16 protein-coding genes are annotated in these 20440 nt (G+C 69.3%); 7 read left to right on the top strand and 9 right to left on the bottom strand.

Annotated features, from left to right (window positions below; genetic code table 11):
* Positions 1-54 precede the first annotated feature (54 nt).
* The 6 genes from rfbA to V6N07_RS17455 form a co-directional block, all read right to left on the bottom strand.
* On the bottom strand, positions 55-942 hold the full coding sequence (rfbA, locus tag V6N07_RS17480) for a glucose-1-phosphate thymidylyltransferase RfbA (RefSeq protein WP_371158167.1): 888 nt from the start codon (positions 940-942) through the stop codon (positions 55-57).
* 34 nt (positions 943-976) lie between these two features.
* On the bottom strand, positions 977-1819 hold the full coding sequence (gene rfbD, locus V6N07_RS17475) for a dTDP-4-dehydrorhamnose reductase (protein WP_371158165.1): 843 nt from the start codon (positions 1817-1819) through the stop codon (positions 977-979).
* Positions 1816-2907: a dTDP-glucose 4,6-dehydratase gene (gene rfbB / locus V6N07_RS17470; protein WP_371158163.1), complete on the bottom strand. Its 1092-nt coding sequence runs from the start codon at positions 2905-2907 to the stop codon at positions 1816-1818. Before rfbB ends, rfbD begins: the two co-directional genes overlap by 4 nt.
* 4 nt (positions 2908-2911) lie before the next feature.
* Positions 2912-3466, bottom strand: a complete 555-nt coding sequence (gene rfbC, locus V6N07_RS17465; protein ID WP_371158161.1) for a dTDP-4-dehydrorhamnose 3,5-epimerase — start codon at positions 3464-3466, stop codon at positions 2912-2914.
* 102 nt (positions 3467-3568) lie between these two features.
* Complete coding sequence (locus tag V6N07_RS17460; protein ID WP_371158159.1) at positions 3569-4675, bottom strand: DUF2793 domain-containing protein; 1107 nt, start codon at positions 4673-4675, stop codon at positions 3569-3571.
* A gap of 153 nt (positions 4676-4828) precedes the next feature.
* Positions 4829-5848 (bottom strand): replication initiator protein A, encoded by a 1020-nt coding sequence (locus V6N07_RS17455; protein WP_371158225.1) that lies wholly within the window; start codon positions 5846-5848, stop codon positions 4829-4831.
* A 447-nt stretch (positions 5849-6295) separates the two neighbouring features.
* On the opposite strand from V6N07_RS17455, the gene V6N07_RS17450 reads away from it, so the two are divergent.
* The 3 genes from V6N07_RS17450 (at position 6296) to V6N07_RS17440 (ending at position 9964) form a co-directional block, all read left to right on the top strand.
* On the top strand, positions 6296-7735 hold the full coding sequence (locus V6N07_RS17450; protein ID WP_371158157.1) for an AAA family ATPase: 1440 nt from the start codon (positions 6296-6298) through the stop codon (positions 7733-7735).
* A gap of 70 nt (positions 7736-7805) precedes the next feature.
* Positions 7806-8852, top strand: coding sequence for a ParB/RepB/Spo0J family partition protein (locus tag V6N07_RS17445; RefSeq protein ID WP_371158155.1), 1047 nt, complete (start codon positions 7806-7808; stop codon positions 8850-8852).
* A gap of 110 nt (positions 8853-8962) precedes the next feature.
* Complete coding sequence (locus V6N07_RS17440) at positions 8963-9964, top strand: hypothetical protein (protein ID WP_371158153.1); 1002 nt, start codon at positions 8963-8965, stop codon at positions 9962-9964.
* Positions 9965-10072: 108 nt separating this feature from the next.
* Here the strand turns inward: V6N07_RS17440 and V6N07_RS17435 are convergent, their stop codons facing one another.
* Complete coding sequence (locus V6N07_RS17435; RefSeq protein WP_371158151.1) at positions 10073-10750, bottom strand: ABC transporter ATP-binding protein; 678 nt, start codon at positions 10748-10750, stop codon at positions 10073-10075.
* 20 nt (positions 10751-10770) lie between these two features.
* Complete coding sequence (locus tag V6N07_RS17430; RefSeq protein WP_371158149.1) at positions 10771-11853, bottom strand: sugar transporter; 1083 nt, start codon at positions 11851-11853, stop codon at positions 10771-10773.
* A 286-nt stretch (positions 11854-12139) separates the two neighbouring features.
* Here V6N07_RS17430 and V6N07_RS17425 point away from each other — a divergent pair, with 286 nt between their 5' ends.
* Entirely contained in the window at positions 12140-12934 is a 795-nt protein-coding gene (locus V6N07_RS17425) for an ABC transporter permease (protein WP_371158148.1), read from the top strand.
* A 19-nt stretch (positions 12935-12953) separates the two neighbouring features.
* On the opposite strand, the gene V6N07_RS17420 is transcribed toward V6N07_RS17425, so the two are convergent.
* Positions 12954-14831, bottom strand: coding sequence for a glycosyltransferase family 2 protein (locus V6N07_RS17420; protein ID WP_371158146.1), 1878 nt, complete (start codon positions 14829-14831; stop codon positions 12954-12956).
* Positions 14832-15061: 230 nt separating this feature from the next.
* Here V6N07_RS17420 and V6N07_RS17415 point away from each other — a divergent pair, with 230 nt between their 5' ends.
* From V6N07_RS17415 to V6N07_RS17405, 3 genes are read left to right on the top strand one after another with little or no spacing between them, the layout of a single operon-like run.
* Positions 15062-15643, top strand: a complete 582-nt coding sequence (locus tag V6N07_RS17415; protein ID WP_371158145.1) for a hypothetical protein — start codon at positions 15062-15064, stop codon at positions 15641-15643.
* A 47-nt stretch (positions 15644-15690) separates the two neighbouring features.
* Positions 15691-18486 carry a glycosyltransferase gene (locus tag V6N07_RS17410; RefSeq protein ID WP_371158143.1) on the top strand — a complete coding sequence of 932 codons (2796 nt, stop codon included), beginning with the start codon at positions 15691-15693 and terminating at the stop codon, positions 18484-18486.
* Positions 18483-20432 carry a glycosyltransferase family 2 protein gene (locus V6N07_RS17405; RefSeq protein ID WP_371158142.1) on the top strand — a complete coding sequence of 650 codons (1950 nt, stop codon included), beginning with the start codon at positions 18483-18485 and terminating at the stop codon, positions 20430-20432. The genes V6N07_RS17410 and V6N07_RS17405 overlap by 4 nt, the downstream gene beginning before the upstream one ends.
* Positions 20433-20440: the final 8 nt, after the last annotated feature.

Below are 20440 nucleotides of genomic sequence, written 5' to 3'. Positions count from 1 at the left end.
CGGCGCCGGGGGGATCGATCGGGCGGGGACGGCATTGCCCCCCGCCCCTTGCGGTCAGTCCGTGACGAGGCTCAGCAGGTAGGCGCCATAGTCGTTCTTGCCGAACTTGGCGCCGCGCGCGCGCAAGGCGTCCGCATCGATCCAGCCCTGGCCATAGGCGATCTCGTCCGGGCTGCCGGTCTGCAGGCCCTGCCGCCGTTCCAGGGTGCGCACGAAGTTGCCCGCATCCAGCAGCGATCCATGCGTGCCCGTGTCCAGCCAGGCATAGCCGCGCCCCATGCGTTCGACCGACAGCAGCCCCTCGTCGAGATACATCTCCAGCAGGGTCGTGATCTCCAGCTCGCCGCGCGGGCTGGGCTTGACCTCGGCGGCACGGTCGGGGGCATCGCCATCAAGGAAATACAGACCCGTGACCGCGAAGTTCGAGGGCGGGACCTCCGGCTTCTCGATGATCTCGCGGGCTTTGCCGTCCTCGTCGAACGCCACCACGCCATAGCGTTCGGGATCCGCCACGCGGTAGCCGAAGACGGTGCCGCCGGTGGGTTTCTCATCCGCGCGGGCCAGCATCTCGGGCAGGCCGTGACCGAAGAAGATGTTGTCGCCCAGCACCAGCGCCGAGGGCGCGCCATCCAGGAAATCGCGCGCAAGGATATAGGCCTGCGCCAGCCCGTCTGGCGAAGGCTGTTCGATATAGGTGAAGGACATGCCCCATTGCGACCCGTCGCCCAGCGTGCGCTGGAACTGGTCGGCGTCCTGCGGGGTGGTGATGATCGCCACCTCGCGGATGCCGGCCAGCATCAGCACGCTGATGGGGTAGTAGATCATCGGCTTGTCATAGACCGGCAGCAGCTGTTTCGACACGCCGATGGTGATCGGATAGAGCCGCGTGCCGGAACCGCCGGCCAGAATGATGCCCTTGCGGCCCGATGTCAGCGTGGTCATGTCGAAATCTCCTGAAAGCAATAGGTCGGGCGCGTCAGGCGCCGAGGTCGGCCAGCACCGCGTCCAGACCCGCGCGCCAGTCGGGCGCCTCGATGCCGAAGTCGGCCTTGAGGGTCGCGCCATCCATGCGCGAATTCAGCGGCCGCGCGGCGGGGGTCGGGTAATCGGAGGACGGGATGCCGGTGACGGTCACGTCGCGGCCCGCGCGTGGAAACTTTTCGCGCGCGAAACCGGCCCAGCTGACGGCGGGGGTGCCACCGTAGTGATAGGTGCCGCCACCCTGCCCGCCCCGCATCGCGGCGGCCATGGTCAGCAGGGTCGCCGCGATGTCGCGCGCGGGCGTCGGCCCGCCGACCTGATCGTCGACCACGTTCAGCGCATCGCGGGTTTCCGACAGGCGCAGCATCGTCTTGACGAAATTGTTGCCATGGGCCGAAAACACCCATGACGTGCGCAGGATCGCGGTGTTGCCACCGGCGGCGCGCACGCCCTCCTCGCCCGCCAGCTTGGTGCGGCCATAGGCGCCCAGGGGGGCGACGGCATCATCGACCTGCCAGGGTGCGCTGCCTGAGCCGTCGAAGACGTAGTCGGTCGAGACATGCAGGAAGGGGATACCCAGTTCGGCGCAGGCCCGCGCCATGGCCGCCGGGGCGTCGCCGTTGACGGTCAGGGCCAGGGCCTCCTCCTCCTCCGCGCGGTCGACGGCCGTATAGGCGGCGGCGTTGATCACGGCCGAAGGGGCCTGTGCCGCGATCGCGGCGGCACAGGCGGCGGGGTCCGACAGGTCGGCCTGCGTGCGGCTCAGGAAGGTGGCGTCGGGGGCCTGCGCGCGCAATTCGGTCGCGACCTGGCCCGAATGGCCGAAGACGAGGATCATGCCCGGGTCTCCGCCTGTTCAGCCGCAGGATCCTCCGACAGCGACTTCACCCCGAGCCGCTCTCCCACGCCGTCGCGGGACTGCAACGCCTGCCACCACTCGGGGTTGGCCAGATACCACTCCACGGTCCGCTCCAGCCCCTCCTCGACGGTGACGGAGGGGCGCCAGCCCAGCTCCGCCTCGATCCGGGAAGCATCGATGGCATAGCGGGCGTCGTGGCCGGGGCGGTCGGTCACATAGGTGATCTGGTCGGAATACGACCCTTCGGTCTTGGGCCGCTTCTCGTCGAGGATGGCGCAGAGCGCGCGCACCAGCTCCAGGTTGGTGCGCTCGTTGTCGCCGCCGATGTTGTAGCTGCGCCCCAGCTTGCCACGGGTCAGGGCCAGCAGCAGGGCGATCGCGTGATCCTCGACATACAGCCAGTCGCGCACGTTGGACCCGTCGCCGTAGATCGGCAGATCCTTTCCGGCCAGCGCGTTCAGGATGATGACCGGCACCAGCTTTTCGGGGAAATGGAACGGCCCGTAGTTGTTGGAACAATTGGTCAGGATCACGGGCAGGCCGTAGGTCTCGTGCCAGGCGCGCACCAGGTGGTCCGACGACGCCTTGGACGCCGAATAGGGGCTGCGCGGGTCGTAGGGCGTGTCCTCGGTGAACTTGACCGACTTGTCGGCGGGCAGGCTGCCGAAGACCTCGTCGGTGGAGATGTGGTGAAAGCGGAACCCCTCGGGGCAGCCCTGCCCCATCCAGTAGGCGCGCGCCGCCTCCAGCATGTTGTAGGTGCCGGTGATGTTGGTCTCGATGAAATCGCCCGGCCCGTCGATGCTGCGGTCGACATGGCTTTCGGCGGCCAGGTGCATCACCGCGTCGGGGGCATGTTCGGCGAACACCGCGTCCAGCGCCGCGCGGTCGCGGATGTCGGCCTGCACGAAGGCGTAACCGGGGTGGTCCGCCACCGAGGCCACGTTGTCGAGGCAGGCCGCATAGGTCAGCGCATCGAGGTTCACGACCTGGTGGCCATCGGCGATGGCGCGGCGCACGACGGCCGAGCCGATGAAACCGGCGCCGCCGGTGATCAGGATCTTCATGGGGTCAGCCCTCCCAGGTGAACGGCGTGTCGAAATCGGCCAGCGCGGGGGCGGCCGTGTCCTTGTCGGACAACACAGGTTCCCCGTCGAAGCCCCAGTCGATGCCGCAGCTGTCCCAGCGGACGGCCCCGTCACACTCGGGCGCGTAGTAGTCGGAACACTTGTAGACGATCTCGGTATCGGGTTCGCGCGTGACGAAACCGTGCAGGAACCCCGCGGGGATCAGAAGCTGCCTGCCGTTCTCGAACGACAGCTCCTCTCCGACCCACTGGCCATAGGTGGGCGATCCGCGGCGGATGTCGACGGCCACGTCGAACAGCCGGCCCCGGCCACAACGCACCAGCTTGGCCTGCGCATGGGGGGGCGACTGGAAATGCAGGCCGCGCACCGTGCCCACGCGGGCCGACAGGGAATGGTTGTCCTGCACGAAATCGATGTCGATCCCGTGGTCGGCCAGCTTGGCCTTGTTCCAGCTTTCCGAGAAGAACCCCCGCGCGTCTCCGAAACGGGGGGGTTCGATGATCTTCACACCCGCAAGGGCAGTGTCGGTAATACGCATGGGGCTTCGGGTCCGGCTGTCTGGTCAGAATGCCGATGTCCTATCCCGACCGCCCCCCCATTGTCAGGCGTAAAATCCGGGAACCACGCAGGCTTCGCGCCCTCAGGCCCAGCGTCCGATCGCCATCACCCGGCAACGGGCCTGATCGGCGGGGGCGAAATCGGTCATGCCCAGAACCCGGTATTGCCGGATCTCGACCGAGGTGGCCGACATCGCCGTATGGGTCAGCACGCCCAGGCTGGTGATCGAAGGGGTGCAGTCGTCATCGACCGAATCCATGTCGAGATGACTGCTCAGGCCCGTGGGTCCGGGGGCGATGAACGGTACCGGAAAGGTCCAGACCGCCCCCACCCGCGCCGAACTGCCCCCCGCCAGTGTCAGCAGGCCGGTGCAGATCAGCGTGCCATCCGCCAGCTTGGTCCAGGTGCCGTTGGCGTTTTCGCCGCGTTCCATGACGCCGCCCGTCGGCACCCCCGCCGTCATCGATACCGGCGCCAGCAATGTCGCGGGGCCATAGCCCCAGTCGGCGCGCATCAGGCGGCCCGGCGTGGCATCGTCGGGGGCCTGCTGCACGGCGGCGCCCGATGCGGTGCCCGTCGCGGGATCAAAGCGCAGCGCCTGCGTCCAGGCGGCGCCGTCGGTGCTGACCTTGACGGAAAAGGCATCGTCCCCGGCACAGCCCATTTCGGCCCGGCCCGAAAACCCGGTCTGGAACAGCAGGGAATTGGTGTCGGTGGCGGCGGACTTGTTGATCTTGACCCGGTGGCCCGCGCCGTCATGGGTCAGCAGGGTCGCATCGGCGGCCACCGCCAGGCGGTTGGTCGCATCGGCCGTGGCGTTCAGGCCCAGCGTGGTCTGCGGACCGCTGCCCACCGCCACCTGCCAGGTCGTGCCGTCGAAGACCGCATCCGCCCCCACCGACAAGACATGCGTGCGCCAGCCGGCCGCCGGGCGATGGAACACCCAGCCACCGCCCAGAAACGCCGCGATGGCACCGCCCTGCCCGGCCCAGGCCCCGGTGGGCCCGGCGGCCACCACATGGCGGTCGCCCTCGGCCGGGGTCTGGGGGGGCTCCGTGCGGTCCAGGTCGGCGACCACCGGCTGCACCAGCGCATCGAGCGCGACCAGCGCCTCGTTGTGGGTGACGTGCTTTTGCGCCTGCGACGCCTGGATCAGGGGCAGGTCAAGGATGGGGGTGGATTGGGCCATGGGGGGAACCTCGGGCAGGGGATGACCGGGCGACCCTTGGAATGCGCGGTTAACGAGGTGTTAATCACCCCCCCGGCAAAGGCGGGGGGTTAACGGAAGGTTGACGCGGGCGGGGCTGCGCACGCCCCCCCCTGCCCCGGGCGCCGCCGGGGTCTAGCCATTCGCCCGGCGCTTGCGCAGCCAGCCGAGGAACGCCGCATCCGCCGAGCGCAGGCGCCGCCGGCCGGTCGCGGCCCAGACGCCGCGCCACTCCGCTTCCAGGGCATGCACATCGTGGCCCGGCATCAGGGCGCGCGCTGCCTCCAGTGCCTCGGGGGTGGGGCGGGGGGCCGCTTGCGGTGCCTCCTCCAGCAGGTGATCGCGCGGCCGCACCCGCAGGACGTCCGCCTCGTCCTCCATCTCCAGGTGATAGTCGGGCAGGGCATCCGCCTCGGCCATGTCGCGCAGCATCTTGCGGAACACCCGCCGGGGCGAGGCGCTGCCGGACTTGCGGTGCGCCACCTCGACCGAGATGCGCCACGCCGGTTGCCGCCCGCAATGCTTGCGCGCCAGTTCGTAGATCCGCCGTTCCAGCGGCTTGCGCAGCGTGAAGTAGTCGCGGCTCAGTGTCAGGACCGACTTGGCGCAGACCGCCCGGAACAGCCATTCGCTGATCGTGACGGCGACCGAGACCATGCGCCCGCCCCCCTTCTGGCCCGGCGGCGTGCGGCGCACGATCTCCCAGCTGTCGATCAGGCCGAAACCGGTCGTCGTCTCGGTGTCGCCGGTGGCGATGTTGGTGGTGATGCGCGTGCCCGCCAGCCGCTCGAACGCCTCGCGCAGGCGGCGGTATCCGTCGCCCGATGTCTCGCGCCCCACGGCCGCCATCAGGTCGGCGGCCCGCAGGTGCAGCGTCCGGCCCACGGCGCGGCCCGCGTTGATCGCCGCCATCAGCTGGCTGACGCAATAGATCAGGATGTCCTTGTCATGGATCGTGGCCAACCCCTTGACCGACGGCGTCACCGTGATCTCGGCGCCGTTGTGGGCATAGGACAGGATGCGCAGGTCGGGCCGGGTCGACAGGGAAAACACCGGATGCTCCATCGTCGCCATGTCCCCCTTGGGGATCGCGTCCAGCACATCGCACAGAAAGAACCCGCCCGGTGGTGCCATGGAAGGTGCCTGCGGGCGCATGCCCGCAACAGCGGCCGCGCGGCCGCCTGCCGTCAGATCCGTCATTGCCTGTCCGATCACTGCCCAGAAACCGGGGGGTGCCGCGTGGTCCGCGATCTGCCGGCATCGTGGTTTCGATGACACCGACGCTAGAGATATCCACAGGCCCTGTCCAGCATCGCGTGCCAAGGCCGTCCGCCGAACCGTGGTTTCGGAATCGCGGCCTCGTGGTTTCAGAGTCGCAGCGACGTGGTTTCGGAATCGCCCCGTCTTTCGGGATCTTGCGGATCCGACAGGATATCAGGGGATTACGCGCGGGTTTTTCAAAGACATCCCCGGCGTAACACCCTTATAACACCAAATAACACATATCCGGTCAGGGCCATCACGGGCATCGGATCGAAAACGCTGGCATGTGCCGCCTTTTCAGGTACCTTTGCGAAAACACGTTACATTGGGCTCCGAGTCATGAAGAACGCCAAACCGGCAGGGGCCAGTGCCCTGCCCGCCTATTTCGACATAGACCCCGATACCGCCCTGGCAGAACTGGGCACGCCCACCGACACCGCCGGCTTTGCACGGATCGCGCAGGCCTGCGGACGCGGACGCGACGACCTGGCCGGGCGGGGGCTGGGCGAGGACGGGGCCCGCAGCCTGCGCCTGTTCTCCACGTGGGAGATCACGCGCTACCTGATCCCGGTGGCGGCGGCGCATTTCCGACGCGTGGTGCGCAGCAACCCGGACCTGCCCCAGGGACGGACCGAGACGGAGGGCGGAGCCCGCTGGTTCACCCTCGACGAGGTGCATCGCCTGCGCGCGTTTTTCGGCGCGGCCGGGTCCAAGGCCAAGACCTATCTGCCGTATCGCCCCAAGGGTCTGCCGGCCAAGGTCGTGGCCGTCGCCAACTTCAAGGGCGGGGTCGGCAAGACGTCGACGGCGGCCCACCTGGCGATGTCGGCGGCGCTCGATGGCTACCGCGTTCTGGTGATCGACCTCGACAGCCAGGGCTCGATGACCTCGATCTTCGGCGGACGGGTGGCGGACGAATGGCAGACAGTGTTTCCCATGATCGCGCGCCATTACGGCCAGCATCTGCGCAGCACCAACCAGGCCCGGCTCGACCGGGGTGAGGGGCCGGTGCCGCTGGACGACACCGTGGCGGCGGCGATGGAGGTGGATCCGAACACCCTGATCCAGAAAACCCACTGGCCGAACATCGACCTGATCGGCGCGCAGCTGAACCTCTACTGGGCGGAGTTCCAGATCCCCGTCTGGCGGATGCAGTCGCGCGGCTGGAAGCTGTGGGATGCCTTGCCGGACATGCTCGATCAGGCCGGCCTGCTGGAGGCCTACGACGTCGTCCTGCTCGATACGCCGCCGGCGCTCGGCTACCTGACGATCAACGGCCTGTCGGCTGCCGATATCCTGCTGGTCCCGATGGGGGCCTCGTTTCTCGAGTTCGACTCGACGGGGCGGTTCTTCGACATGCTGCACGCCACCTTCGGGTCCATCGAGGAGGGAGAGAACATCGCCGCCCGTGCCCTCGGCCGCGATGGGCTTGCCTTCGAATGGGATGCGGTGCGCACGGTGCTGACCCGCTACGACGGCGCCCAGCAGGGCGAGATGGCGGCCTTGATGCAAAGCTACCTCGGGCCGACCCTGTCGCCGCACCGACAGGATTTCACCGCCCTGATCGGACAGGCGGGCGAACAGGCCCGCGCCATCTACGAGGCCGACTACCGCGATTTCAACCGCGAGACATATGCCCGCGGGCGGGCCACCTTCGATGAGACCTATGCTGCCTTCAAGCGTCTCTTGGTGGGGACATGGCGCAGGGACGAGCTGTCACGCCAGCAGGGCGACACCGATGCGGCGCCGGATGCGATCGCGGCGGGTGGCGCGGGGTGACCCGAAAAAGACATGACAGGGGGATGCTCTGCGGTACCCTCTGCGGCCTCGACATCACGAAGGGTTTCCCATGGCCAAGCGCAAACGACTGACCCCCCTGCCCCAGGCCACCTCCGGCCCCGAAGAGACGAAGGACGCGCCCCGGTCCGCGCCCGGGGCCGCCCCCGCCATGGCACGACCCGGACTGGCCACCCCCGCCCCCGTGGCGCAGGTGTCCGGAGATGCGGCGCAGTCGGCGGCATTGGAGGAGATCACGGCCTATATCGCCCGCGCCCGCGCCGATGGCCTGATGCTCAGCCTGCTGCCGCTTGCGCGCATCGACGCCGGCTATCTGCACCGCGACCGGATCATGGCCGAAGACGATGCGGCGACCATGGCGGATGACCCCGACATGGCCGCCCTGATCGACAGCATCCGCGCCCGGGGCCAGCAGGTGCCCATCGACGTGGTCCGCCTGACGGGGGATCCCCGCGACCGCTATGGGTTGATCGCGGGGATGCGGCGGCTGCGCGCGTTGCAGCACCTGTCCGCCGAGACGGGCGAGGCGCGATTTGCCCAGGTGATCGCGCGCGTCGTTCCGCGCGAAGGCCAGGCCGAAGCCTATGTCGCCATGGTCGAGGAGAACGAGATCCGCGCCGATATCTCCTTCTGGGAGCGGGCGCGCATCGTGCAGCGGTCGGTGGATGCTGGCGCCTACCCGGACCGGCGCGCCGCCCTGCGCGGATTGTTCGCCAATGTTTCGCGCGCGAAACGCTCCAAGATCGGCAGCTTCGTGGACCTCGTCGTCGCGTTGGACGGGGTGCTGCGCTTTCCCACGGCCCTGTCGGAAAAGCGCGGGCTGGCCCTGTCGCGGGCGGTCGGGGACGACGCGGTCCTTGCGCGGATACGCGACGCGCTGGCGGCCGCGGCCCCCACCAGCCCGGAGGCAGAGGCCGCGGCGCTGGACGCGGCCGTGAAACCGGCAGCAAGAACCCGGCCATCCGCCGCACCCGCAAATGAAAAACCCCCGCGGGCCCCTGTCGAGATTGCGATGCAGGACGGATGCCTGACCCTGACCGGGCCCGGCGTGGACGACGATCTGCACCGCGACCTGGCCGCCTGGCTGAAACGTCGATGACACGCGAAACAGACCCTGACCCGGCGTTCAGGGTCTGTTTTTCAGCTCGGAAAAAGACTCTGCCACATGTTTCGCGCGCGAAACATCCCCCCAAACCCGGACATGTCCCAATGATCAGATCTCTTGCCCTTGTGCTTTGCCTGCTGCCTGCCGCGGCCCCCGCGCAGCAGCCCGCCCTGACGTTCGGCCCCGCCTCCGGAGGCACCCAGAGACAGCTGCAACTGGGCGACGCGGAACTGGGCGAAGACAGCTTCATCGCCCGTTCGCCCGTGGCCTGGATACAGCGGCAGGCCGATCTCGCGGTGCTGGCCCAGACACCCGCCAACGACATCGCCGGGGCTTTCGCCGCTCTCTATGGCGCGGACGAAGCCGCCGAGGGGGCGGACGCCCGCAAGCTGGCGCTGGCCGTCAACGCGACCAACCGCAACGCGGCGCCGGTGTCATCCGTCCACGCGGTCTATGCCGAAGCGGTGCGCGAACGCGGCCCCGGCGCGACCGACGCGGGCGATGCCATCGCGCTGGAGCTTCAGGCCGTGAACCGGGTGCGCGGAAATGCCGTGATGCGCATCAACCCCTACGACAACATCCGCGGTCGCACCTATGGCCTGTTGCTGGGCAGTGGCGGCGACGTCTATGACAATGTTCATGCCGCCGACAGCGCCGTGACCATCGCGGCCAATCCGGCGGCCTGGAACCAGGGGATCGTGGTCAAGGCAGGCGCGTTGACGGAACAGAACTCCGCCCTGACCGGACGACAGGCATCCTGGGCGCTCCAGATGGGACAGAACCAGTCCATCAGCTGGTGGCACAATCGCGGCGGCGTGTCCGAGGCGGCGGCGATGACGGCGCGGGGCGGCGGCGACTGGGAGCTGACGGCAGCGCGCAGGATCGAGATGCGCAGCGGCGCGGGCACGGGGGCGGCCCTGACCCTGTCGGAGGCGGGCCTTGCGGTCACGACCGGTCAGGACGGTCCCGTCCTGCAGGTCACGGACGACACCCTGATCCTCGATCCTGCGCGGTTGCCCCGCGCGGCAGAGGCGGTTCCGGTGGGCGGCATCTGGATGCAGGAAGCGGACGACGGCCAAGGCATCCTGCGGATACGCCTGCGCTGAGGTCCCAGGGCGCGGGGCCCGGCGCAGAACGTTCGGCAATGCGCGGCTTCGGCGCAGGATGCTTGAAGATGCGCGGCTTCAGCGCAAATCGTTTGAAGATGCGCGGCTTCAGCGCATCCAGGGCGGCAAGTTGCCCTGCATCGTGTGCTGATAATGCTCGACCGCCTTCTGCACCCGTTCGTAGAAGAAGAAGCGCCCGTTCTGCAGCACCACGCCCGACTGGCACATCCGCTCCATCTGTTGCAGCGAATGCGACACGATGATCGCTCCGGACTGTTGCAGGCGATCCTCGAGGATGGCCTCCGACTTGATCTTGAACGCGCCGTCGCCCACGGCCGTGATCTCGTCGATCAGGTAGGTATCGAAGGGCACGGCCATCGACATGGCAAAGGCCAGCCGTGATTTCATGCCCGACGAATAGGTCCGCACCGGCAGGAAGAAATGCGCCCCCAGCTGCGAGAAATCGCGGGTGAAATCGATCATCTCATCGGTGTCGACACCATAGACCCGCGCCACGAAGCGCACGTTCTGGGCCCCCGTCAGATCGCCGTGGAACGACCCCGCGAACCCCACGGGCCAGGAGATCGTGCCCGTGGAGACGATCTCTCCGCTGTCGGGCTGCAAGGTGCCCGCGATCATCTTGAGCATGGTGGACTTGCCCGCACCGTTGGGCCCCAGCAACGCGACGCTGCGCCCGGTGGGAAAGGTGAACGAGATGTCGTTGGCCACCACCTTGGACACGCCATTCAGGCGGTAGGTCTTGGTCAGGTTGCGCAGCTCGATCATCGCGGTCCCTCCCTCAAGTCTCAGCGACGGTCGCGCAGGGAATAATACACCAGCATCGCGATCGACCAGACCAGCAGCAGGGCCGCACCCGTCAGCAGGATCAGGATGGCGCGCTGCGGGTAACGCGGGCTCTGCGGCATCGACGGTTCGGCATAGATGGCCAGGTACCGGCTCTGACGGGCGGCCTCGGCGATGGCCACGTCGACGGAATTGAGCGCCTTGATATAGGTATCCTCGGCATAGCGCACATCGACGGTCAGGCGCTCGAATTCCCCGACAAGGGTGGAATAATCGCGGTCGTCGTCGATCCGGCTGGACCCGCCGACGCCGAATTTCTGCCGCTCCTGCTCGATCAGGTCGGTGATGACGGCGATCCGCCGCTCGATGGGCTGAACGCGGGGATCGGTGCTGGCCGCGCCCCCCTGCAACAGCAGGTTCAGGTCGATGAAGGCGGTCGCCAGCTGTTCCTCGAGCGAGTTGAGCAGCCCCTGCTGTCCCTGGATGTCGGCCATGGGGTCGACGATCTGCGTTTCCGACCGAAACCGGGTCAGCGCCTCGCGGGCGGTCTTGAGGCGCCCGATGGCCACGTCCAGATCGTCGCGGGCGTATTCCGTGGCATCCTCGCGGGCGATGGCCGACAGGTCGTTGATCATGCGAGAGGATTCCTCGACGATCGCGGTGGCGACGGCATGGGCGTCCTCGGCATCGAAGGCCAGCACGCGCAGTTCGAGCAACCCGGTGCCCGAGGCAAAGCTGACATCCACCATCCGGCCCCAGTAATCGTGCAGATCCTCGATCAGGCCGGTCGGCTCGTAGGCGAAGATCGGGTCGTATTCGGGGCGCGCATAGATCGCCGGCAGGTCCAGCCTCTCCGAGACCCGCTGCACCATGGTCTGGCTCTGGATGAATTCATACAGGATCTCGGTGTCCGACGACGACGTGCCCGACAACGCGCTCAGGCCGCCCAGAAGGCTCTGGGCGCTGTCCAGTTCCTCGGACCGGACGGCAAACCCGATGTAGGAGGCATATTGATCCGCGGCCACCGTCTGCAGGTACCAGATCGTCGCGATCAGGGGCGCCGCCACCATCAGCAGGAAGGTCATGAAGCCGGTGTAATGGCGTTTCTTGAGGCGTGCGGGCCCGGCGCCGGGGGGGGTGTTGCGGCCCTTTTTTGGGGGGGGCTTGGCGGCTGCGGGTGCGGGCTGCGCGGGTTTCGGCTGAGCGGAGGCCGCGGAATTTGCCGGGGTCGGGGCTGGCGGTTGCGACATCGAACTCTCCTGACGTGGCGGACAGGCCCGGCGGGGATGCGGACATCCGGGGTCGCCGTCGCCCCGCGTACCCGATATAGAGACCGCGCGGAGTTTGCAAAGCCCAACGGAGCATCGCGCCATGGCCATACCAGTTCCCCGCAGGGCGCGGTTCACCTTCGGCCGGTCGGTGATGGCGCTGATCCTGCGCGAGATGACATCGACCTACGGACGGTCGCCGGGGGGATACGTCTGGGCCATCCTGGAACCCATCGCGGGCGTCTTCGTGTTTACCGCCGTGCTGTCCTACATCACGCGGAATCCGCCGCTGGGCGACAATTTCCCGCTGTTCTTCGCGACGGGCATCCTGACGTTCACCTTCTACCAGACGACGTCGGCCAACGTGGGCAACGCGATCCGCTATTCGCGGCCATTGCTGTCGTATCCCAACGTGACCTTCGTGGATGCCATCGTGGCGCGGCTGCTGCTGAACGTGCTGACGCAGCTGATGATCACGATCCTCGTGCTGGGCGGCATCCTGATCGCCTACGACCTGCATCAGTTGATCGACTACGTGGCGATCTTCGAGGCGATCGCGATGACGGTGGTGTTCGGCACCTGCGTCGGGCTGGTCAATTGCTACCTGATGAGCATGTTTTCCCTGTGGCCGTTCATCTGGGCGGTGGTGAACCGGCCGCTGTTCCTGATCTCGGGGATCTTCTATCTGATCGACAACCTGCCCGAAGGGCCGCGCGATGCGCTGATGTGGAACCCGCTGGCGCATATGATCTCCAAGATGCGCGAGGGGCTGTACGTGGAATACGACGCGATCCACGTGTCGCAGGTCTATGTCTACGGCGTGTCTCTGGTGCTGGGCGCGCTTGGCATGCTGCTGCTGTACCGGTTCCACCGCACCCTGCTGGATGAAGGCGCCTGACATCCGGGCAACCGCGTCCCTAATCCGCGTGTTCGACTACCTCGACGGCCGGAACATAGCGTCCGTCCAGCCGCCCTGACAGGTGCACGAACCGGGTGCAGATCGCCCGTTCGCCCCAGACCAGGACGCGACAGGTGGTGCCGTCGATCCGCGCGCGCAGGGCATCGTGGATGCGGGGTGGCCCCTCGATGTCGGGATCCCATGCCTCGACCAGCAGGGTGATGCGGCCCGTGGCGCGGGCTTCGTCGATGATCGACATGGCGCGGTCCAGCGCCGGGCCGGGGCCGCGGAAATCGCCCGCGATCACGGTATCGGCCCGCATGGGGGCATCCGGGTCCGGGCGGTCGGGGCGCATCATCGGGGGCACCGGGAACGGCCGCGTGCCGGGGGCATAGCACAGCGCGCCGTTGCCCCGGGCCTGCCGGTGGTGCCAGGTCTGTGCGTCGAAATATTCCTTGCGCACGCCGTAATAGAACCCGTTCATCCCCCGCACCGCATCCGCCACGACCGAGGTGTCGCCGTCGCGCTGCAACGACAGCGGTCCGGTGGCCATGTCCGTGACCGAGGTGGCCCCGAAGGTCAGGCGCAGGCGGCGCAACATCTCGCTGTCGGCGGCAAAGCGGACCTCGTCCCAGCCGCCAAGGGCCCGCATCACCGGTGCGCGGCGCAGCATCAGCGACGAGGTGTTGTGGATCACGAAGCTGCAGCGACCCGTCCAGCGGGTGAACCGCAGGTCGTCGCGCATCCGCGCCTGTTGGGAGGTGCAGGCGATCTGTCCGGGATGAGACAGCAGATGCGCCACCTGTGTCTCGATCTTGAGGGGGTGGGACCAGTCGTCGGCATCGTGCAGCGTGACGAATTCGCCGGTGGCCATGGCCAGGCCCGCGTTGCGGGCGGCATAGGCCCCGCCGTTCACCGACAGCGGCACCACCCGGATGCGGGGATCGTGGGCGGCATGGGCTTGGGCGGCGGCGATGGTGTCGTCGGTGCTGGCATCGTCCAGCACGAGGATCTCCAGCTCGGGCCAGGTCTGGGCCGTCAGCGACCGCAGCGCCGTGGGCAGGGTCGCCGCCGCATTGTGCGCCGCGATCAGGACGGTGACGCGGGGACCGCCGGCCGCGGCGGGCGGCGGCGCCTGTGCCACGTCGAGGCGGTCATAGGGCGTGGGGCCGTCCCCCCGCAGGATCAGGGGCGGGATGCCGGTGCGCTCCAGCGCGCGGTTGATCCATGGCAGGCGGTCGTCGGGTGTCTCCTCGAGGGTGGCGCGGGCCAGCAGGCCATCGGCCGTCACCAGACCGGCGGTGGCCGCCCGGTCGAACAGGACGCGCCCCCCGGCGCGGTCGCCATCCGCCGCCCGGCACAGAAGCTGCGCGGTCACCAGGGTTGCGCGAAATCCGGGTTCGGGCGTCAGGTCGTGGGCGCGTTCCAGAAGGGGCAGGGCGGTGGCCCATGCCTCCGCCCGCATGTGCCACAGCGCGCTTTCGCGCAGGGCGGCGGCACGCACCTGGGGCAGGGGGTGATCGTCCGCGATGGCCGACAGCTCCGCCAGGCCGATATCGGTGAACCCCAGCGTCAGCAGGCGCCCGCGCGCGCGCTGCACCGCCAGCATCCCCACCATCAGGGGGTGCGGGCGCGGCTGCCGCCCCTCGGCGGCGCCCGACACGAGGTAATGCACAAGGGGGTTCATGCCCGTGGCGGCCACATCCGGATAGGCCATCAGGTACGATCGGCTGTCGAAGCCCGGCCCCGGATCGCGCCCCATGCGCGCGCCGTATCGCAGGTAATGCTCCACGGGTGACAACGTCCCCTGCGCCACATCCGGGTACCGGTCCAGGTACCAGTCCTCGTCCATCAGGTCGCTGGCCTGCAGGGCGGTCACTTGGTCGTCGTGGGTCATGGGGCGGTCCGTCTGGCGCAGGGGCTGTGGTGGTCGCCGCACCATAGGCGTCAGGATGAGCGGGGGCCACCGCCCCGGCGCGGCCGGCGACAGGATGGTGGCCCCGGGACCCGGTGACGGGGCGGCGGCGTTGTCCCCGGTGCGACCGGCCCGCGGTCACCCCACTGGCATTGCCGGGTGGAGGCCGATACAGACGAGGTCCGTCGCGCACCGATGGGGGGAGAGAGTACATGGCCACGAGTGACACGCAGACATCCGAGGCGGAGGTGCAGGCCCTGCTGCGCCAGGAGATCGCAGACCTGCAGGCGGCCCTGGCCGAACGGTTCGACGAGATCGCGGCCCTGACCCGCATCCTGGAGGAGGAGCGCGCGGCACAGGCCGATCTTCTGGCGCAGCAGGCCGCCCGGATCGAGGCCCGCCACGAGGTGCGCGCCATTCTGGCCCGCGTCCGCGCCGCCCGTGCCGAGGCGCAGGCAAGCGGGGCCGCACCGGATGCCACGCAGGACCGACAGCGCGCCGCCATCGCCGACAGCCCCCTGTTCGACGCCGCCTGGTACCTGGAGCGCAATGCGGATGTCGGCCAGATCGGGATGGACCCGCTGGAGCATTACGTCCTGGCCGGAGGTCTGGAGGGGCGCGACCCCGGACCGCGTTTTTCCAGCATGGGATATTACATCGCCAACCGCGACGTCGCCGAGGCGGGCTGGACCGCCCTTGGCCACTATCTGCTGTCGGGCCGCGACGAGGGGCGTCAGGGCGGCGAGATGGCGGCACCTGATGCAGCGGGCGCAGGTTCGGAGGATCCGGCCTGACCCCCCCGTCACGAACCCTGCCGGATGTGGCCTTGCCGGTGGCGGACATGTCAGAAACGCACGCGAACATGTCTCTACCACGGGGGTTCGACCCTGTCTGGTACCTGCAGACGCATACGGATGTGCGCCTGTCGGGACAGGATCCGGGCGATCATTACCGCACCGTCGGGCGGTCCGAGGGGCGCCGCTATCTGCGGTCGCGTGCCGCCGAACTGGACCATGCGCTGTGGCGCGGTCACGCGGCCATGGCAGAGCCTGCGCTGACGGACCTGCTGACGGGTGACGTGCCCAGCGAACGGGCGATGGCGGGTTGGGCGCTGGCCCGGTGGCGGCTGGATCGCGATGACGTGGCCGGGGCGCTCGAGGCGATCACCGCCTTTCACGCCGTGGCCGACGCGGATCGTCCCGTCGGGCATCCGGGGCCATGGCTCCTGGCGGTGCAGGTCGGTGCGCGGGCAGGCGACGATGCGGGTCTGACATTGGCGAAGACGGTGCTGGCGGAGGCCGTCACACGGTTCGGCGACATCCCGGACATCACCTTGGCGCGCATCGTTCTGGCACGGGCCACGGGGGGCGACTGGCAGGGGCTGCTGCCGGAGCTGCATGCGGGGCGGGGGGATCTGGTGTCCCTGGCGGTATCGCCGGGACAGGGGGCGCCGCTGGACCGGCTGGCCGCGATCACCGTGCCGCCCGTGCCCGACGTGCCCGGCGGCGGGCCGCATCCCGTCGTGACCGTCATCCTGCCCGTCCACAACGGCAGTGCCCACCTCGCCTGTGCGCTGGATGGCCTGATGCGGCAGAGCTGGCCTGCGCTGGAGATTCTGGTGGTCGACGACGGCAGCACCGACGACAGCGCGGTCATCGCCCGCGATCATGCCGCCCGCGACCCGCGCATCCGTGTGCTGGAAATGGGCCGCAACCAGGGGGCCTATCCCACGCGCAATGCGGGGTTCGCCGCTGCGACGGGCGATTTCGTGACCGTCCACGATGCCGACGACTGGTCGCATCCGCAAAAGATCGCGGCGCAGGTCACGCCCCTGATCGCGCATCCCGACCTGGTGGCGACGGTCTCGCACTGGGTGCGCGTGGGCCCCGAGCTGGAGATGACCCGCTGGCGGATGGAGGAAGCCTGGGTGCATCGCAACGTGTCGTCCCTGATGATCCGGGCGGGCCTGCGCGACACGCTGGGCTATTGGGACAGGGCGCGGGTCAACGCGGATACCGAGTATTACTATCGTGTGATCACGGCCCATGGGGCGGCCTCCATCCAAGAGGTCTATGCCGGCGTGCCGCTGGCGTTCGGGCGGACCGATCCCGCATCGCTGACGGTGACCTCCGCCACCCATCTGCGCAGCCAGTTCGGGGGCCTGCGCCGCGACTACATGTTCGCCGCGCGGCGCTGGCATGACGGGGCCGAGGTTGCGGATCTGTACCTGCCGCAGGTGCCCGACCTGCGCCCCTTTCGCATACCCGACGCCGCGGGCGTCGGCGATCCGCAGCCCGCGCCCGACGATCATGACCTGCTGGCGGGGTCCGACCTGTTCGATGCCGTCTGGTATCAGCAGGCCAATCCCGACGTCATGGTGGCCGAGGTCGACCCCGTCGACCACTACCTTGCGGGTGGCGCCTCCGAGAACCGCGATCCGGGGCCGGGGTTTTCCACCGGGGGATACCGCATCGCCGCAGGGCTGGACGATGACGTCAATCCGCTGGTCCACTACCTGACCGAAGGGCAGGGGGCCGCGCCCTGCCCGACCTTCGAGGGCGCGTTGGCGGATGAGGCAGGGCCGCGCATCATGATGTTCGCCCATACCTCGGGCAAGACCCTGTTCGGGGCGGAACGCAGCCTGCTGCACGTGCTGGAGGGGATGGTCGGACGCGGCCAGCGGCCCGTCGTCGTGGTGCCGGCCCTGCGCAATCCGGAGTATCTGGACCGTCTGCTGGCCTTGTCGGTCGCGGTCGAGACCCTGCCGCAGGCCTGGCGCAACGGGTATCGCGCGCCCGATCCGCGCAGCGTCGCCGCCGCCCGTGACCTGATCGCGCGCCACGCCCCGCAGGAGGTGCATGTGAACACCCTCGTGCTGGATGCGCCGCTGCTGGCCGCGCGCGAGGCCGGGGTGCCCACGGTCGTCCACGTGCGCGAACTGCCCGCCGAGGACAGCGCCCTGACCACGTCGCTGGACATGGGCCCCGAAGCCCTGCGCGAGACCCTGCTGTCGCAGGCGGATCGCTTCGTCGTCACGGCGCAGGCGGCGCGGCGCTGGCTGGGGGCGGGGGACCGCGTCACGGTACGGCCCAACGCGGTGGCGCCCGCGCTGTTCTCCCTGCCTGCCCCGGCGGCCATACGCGGCGGGGTGCTGCGTGCGGGGCTGGTGTCGTCGAACGTGGCCAAGAAGGGGGTCGCGGACCTGCTGGCGGTGGCGCGCCTGACCGAACATCTCGACGATCGGTTGCGGTTCGTCTTCGTGGGGCCGCCGACGGCGGACCTGCACCTGTTGCGACCCTGGCCCGGAAACGTCGATTTCGCGGGATACGCCGCCACCCCGGTCGAGGCGATGGCCAACCTCGATGTCGTGCTCAGCCTGTCGCGCTTCGCCGAAAGCTTCGGGCGCACGGTGATGGAGGGGATGGCGGCGGGCCGTCCGGTCGTCTGCTACGACCGGGGGGCGCCGCCCGATCTGGTGGAACACGGCGTGTCCGGCCTGGTGGTGCCGGCGGACGATCCGGCGGCCGCGGCGCGCGCGGTGCTGGCCCTGTCGGCGGCGCGGCGCGGGTTGGCGCGCATGGGGGCTGCGGCCCGCCTGCGTGCCATGGACCTGCAGGCACAGGCGGTGGCGGAATGACGGGCGCCCCCCATGTCACCGCGGCACAGCACGCCGCCGCCGCCCGATTGCGCGCGGCGGGCGACGTGTTCGACGCGGATTGGTATCTGGACATGTATCCGGATGTGGCCCGGGGGGCGTTGGACCCTGCGGTGCACTATGTCTGTTACGGGGCACGGCTGGGCCGGGATCCGGGGCCGCGGTTCGACACGCGGTATTACCTGTCGGCCTATCCCGATCTGGCGGGCGCCGGGGTCCTGCCCGCGCTGCACTATGTGGATCAGGGCCGGGCCGAGGGGCGGGTGCCCACCGCACGGCAGGCCGCCGCCCGAGACGCGGAACAGCGTCTGGCCGGGCTGCGCGACTGTCTGTGGGGGCAGGGGCTGGAGGCGCCGGCCGTGGCCGAATTGCGCCGGATGGCCGACGGTGATGTCCCCGGACGCCACCGGGCCATCGCGGCCTGGGAGATGGCGATCTGGCACCTGCGCCGTGGCCGGGGGGCGGCCGCGCGCCGGCGCCTGTTGCAGGCGCGTCTCGACCTGGCGATGGAGCCGGGACCGCCGGGGGATCAGCTGCGTCTCGCGGTGCTGGAACAGGTCAGCTTCGCACTGGACGGCAATGCCCCCGCCGCGCGTCTGGCGCGGACGCAGGCGATGGCGGCGGGCGGCTGGGGCACGGATGCGGAGCTGGCCCATACCTGGGCCGATCCCACCCCTGAGGCACGGTTGGCGCGGTTGGGCGATGCGCTGGAGACATCGCTGGCACTGATGCCGGGGCAGGGGCCCGCCTTCGACCGGATCGAGACCGCGGCAGGCGTCCTGTCCCCGGCGGTGGAGGGCGCCTGCGTCACGGTCCTGCTGGCGGCGCACAACGCGGCGATGACCCTGCCCACGGCCCTGCGCGCAATTCAGGCGCAGACCTGGACCGATCTGGACATCGTCGTGATCGACGATGCCAGCACGGATGCCACCGCCGATATCGCCCAGGCCGCGGCCCGTGACGACCCGCGCATCCGCGTGTTGCGTCAGCCGGTGAACAGGGGCGCCTATTGCGCACGCAACGCGGGGCTGGCCGTGGCGCGGGGGCATTACGTCACGCTGATGGATGCCGACGACTGGGTTCATCCCGCCCGGATAGAGACACAGATCGCCTATCTAGAGACGCATTCCGATATCGTCGCCTGCACCACGCCCCAGGTGCGGGTACAGGATGACCTGACCTGCGGACGCTGGACGGGGCGGGGGGACATGACGGGGGATTGTGCCGCATCCGTGATGGTGCGGCGGCAGGCCCTGACGGAACATCTGGGTCAGTGGGACGACGTCCGCGTCTCGGCCGACCGTGAACTGATGCGCCGCCTGGTCACCCTGTTCGGGGCGCAGGCCCTGACGGTTTTGGGGGGACGCCCCCTGACGTTGCAGCGCGACGGGACCGGGTCCGCCGTGCGCGACCCCGTGACCGGCATCATCGGAGAGGTGGCGGGTGCGCGGCGCGAGTATCGCGAGGCCCAGCTGTTCCACCATGCGGCGGCCCCCGCCGAGGGGTTGCGATATGACGGGCAGGCGCGGCCCTTCGCGGCGCCGGGCCCGATCCTGCCGGAGCGGGCGCCCGCCGGTCGGTTCGACCGTATCGTGGCGGGTGATTTCCGCCGCCCCGGCCCCGCGCTGGACGCGGCGCTGGCCGCCTGCGACGGGGTGGGGCAGGGGCGCCTCGGGCTTGTGCTGCTGAGACGGTTCGCGCCGGAGGTGCCGGACCGGATCGACCCCGATCTGCGCGCCCGTATCGACGGGCACCGGGTCCGCATGCTGGTGCGGGGCGACGTGGCGCACGCGGACGTGCTGCATGTTCCGGACGCCGCCGATGCCGAATGGCCCCAGACCTTCGTGCCACAGCTGAGCGCGGACCGCATCGACGGCGATCCGGGGGCTGCCATCACGCTGGCCCCGCAGGAGAGGGCCACACCGTGACGCGTGCA

This window comes from Jannaschia sp. 2305UL9-9, assembly GCF_041403465.1.
Lineage (GTDB): Bacteria > Pseudomonadota > Alphaproteobacteria > Rhodobacterales > Rhodobacteraceae > Jannaschia.
This window is presented reverse-complemented; position numbering and strand designations above follow the sequence as displayed.

Excerpts from the sequence above, each read along its gene's own strand:
- V6N07_RS17455 (WP_371158225.1), bottom strand. The coding sequence starts at position 5,848 with ATGCGCCCGCAGGCACCTTCCATGGCACCACCGGGCGGGTTCTTTCTG.
- V6N07_RS17460 (WP_371158159.1), bottom strand. The coding sequence starts at position 4,675 with ATGGCCCAATCCACCCCCATCCTTGACCTGCCCCTGATCCAGGCGTCG.
- V6N07_RS17440 (WP_371158153.1), top strand. The coding sequence starts at position 8,963 with ATGATCAGATCTCTTGCCCTTGTGCTTTGCCTGCTGCCTGCCGCGGCC.
- rfbD (WP_371158165.1), bottom strand. The coding sequence starts at position 1,819 with ATGATCCTCGTCTTCGGCCATTCGGGCCAGGTCGCGACCGAATTGCGC.
- V6N07_RS17425 (WP_371158148.1), top strand. The coding sequence starts at position 12,140 with ATGGCCATACCAGTTCCCCGCAGGGCGCGGTTCACCTTCGGCCGGTCG.
- V6N07_RS17450 (WP_371158157.1), top strand. The coding sequence starts at position 6,296 with ATGAAGAACGCCAAACCGGCAGGGGCCAGTGCCCTGCCCGCCTATTTC.
- V6N07_RS17405 (WP_371158142.1), top strand. The coding sequence starts at position 18,483 with ATGACGGGCGCCCCCCATGTCACCGCGGCACAGCACGCCGCCGCCGCC.
- V6N07_RS17435 (WP_371158151.1), bottom strand. The coding sequence starts at position 10,750 with ATGATCGAGCTGCGCAACCTGACCAAGACCTACCGCCTGAATGGCGTG.
- V6N07_RS17445 (WP_371158155.1), top strand. The coding sequence starts at position 7,806 with ATGGCCAAGCGCAAACGACTGACCCCCCTGCCCCAGGCCACCTCCGGC.
- rfbB (WP_371158163.1), bottom strand. The coding sequence starts at position 2,907 with ATGAAGATCCTGATCACCGGCGGCGCCGGTTTCATCGGCTCGGCCGTC.
- V6N07_RS17410 (WP_371158143.1), top strand. The coding sequence starts at position 15,691 with ATGTCAGAAACGCACGCGAACATGTCTCTACCACGGGGGTTCGACCCT.
- V6N07_RS17420 (WP_371158146.1), bottom strand. The coding sequence starts at position 14,831 with ATGACCCACGACGACCAAGTGACCGCCCTGCAGGCCAGCGACCTGATG.
- rfbA (WP_371158167.1), bottom strand. The coding sequence starts at position 942 with ATGACCACGCTGACATCGGGCCGCAAGGGCATCATTCTGGCCGGCGGT.
- V6N07_RS17415 (WP_371158145.1), top strand. The coding sequence starts at position 15,062 with ATGGCCACGAGTGACACGCAGACATCCGAGGCGGAGGTGCAGGCCCTG.
- rfbC (WP_371158161.1), bottom strand. The coding sequence starts at position 3,466 with ATGCGTATTACCGACACTGCCCTTGCGGGTGTGAAGATCATCGAACCC.
- V6N07_RS17430 (WP_371158149.1), bottom strand. The coding sequence starts at position 11,853 with ATGACCTTCCTGCTGATGGTGGCGGCGCCCCTGATCGCGACGATCTGG.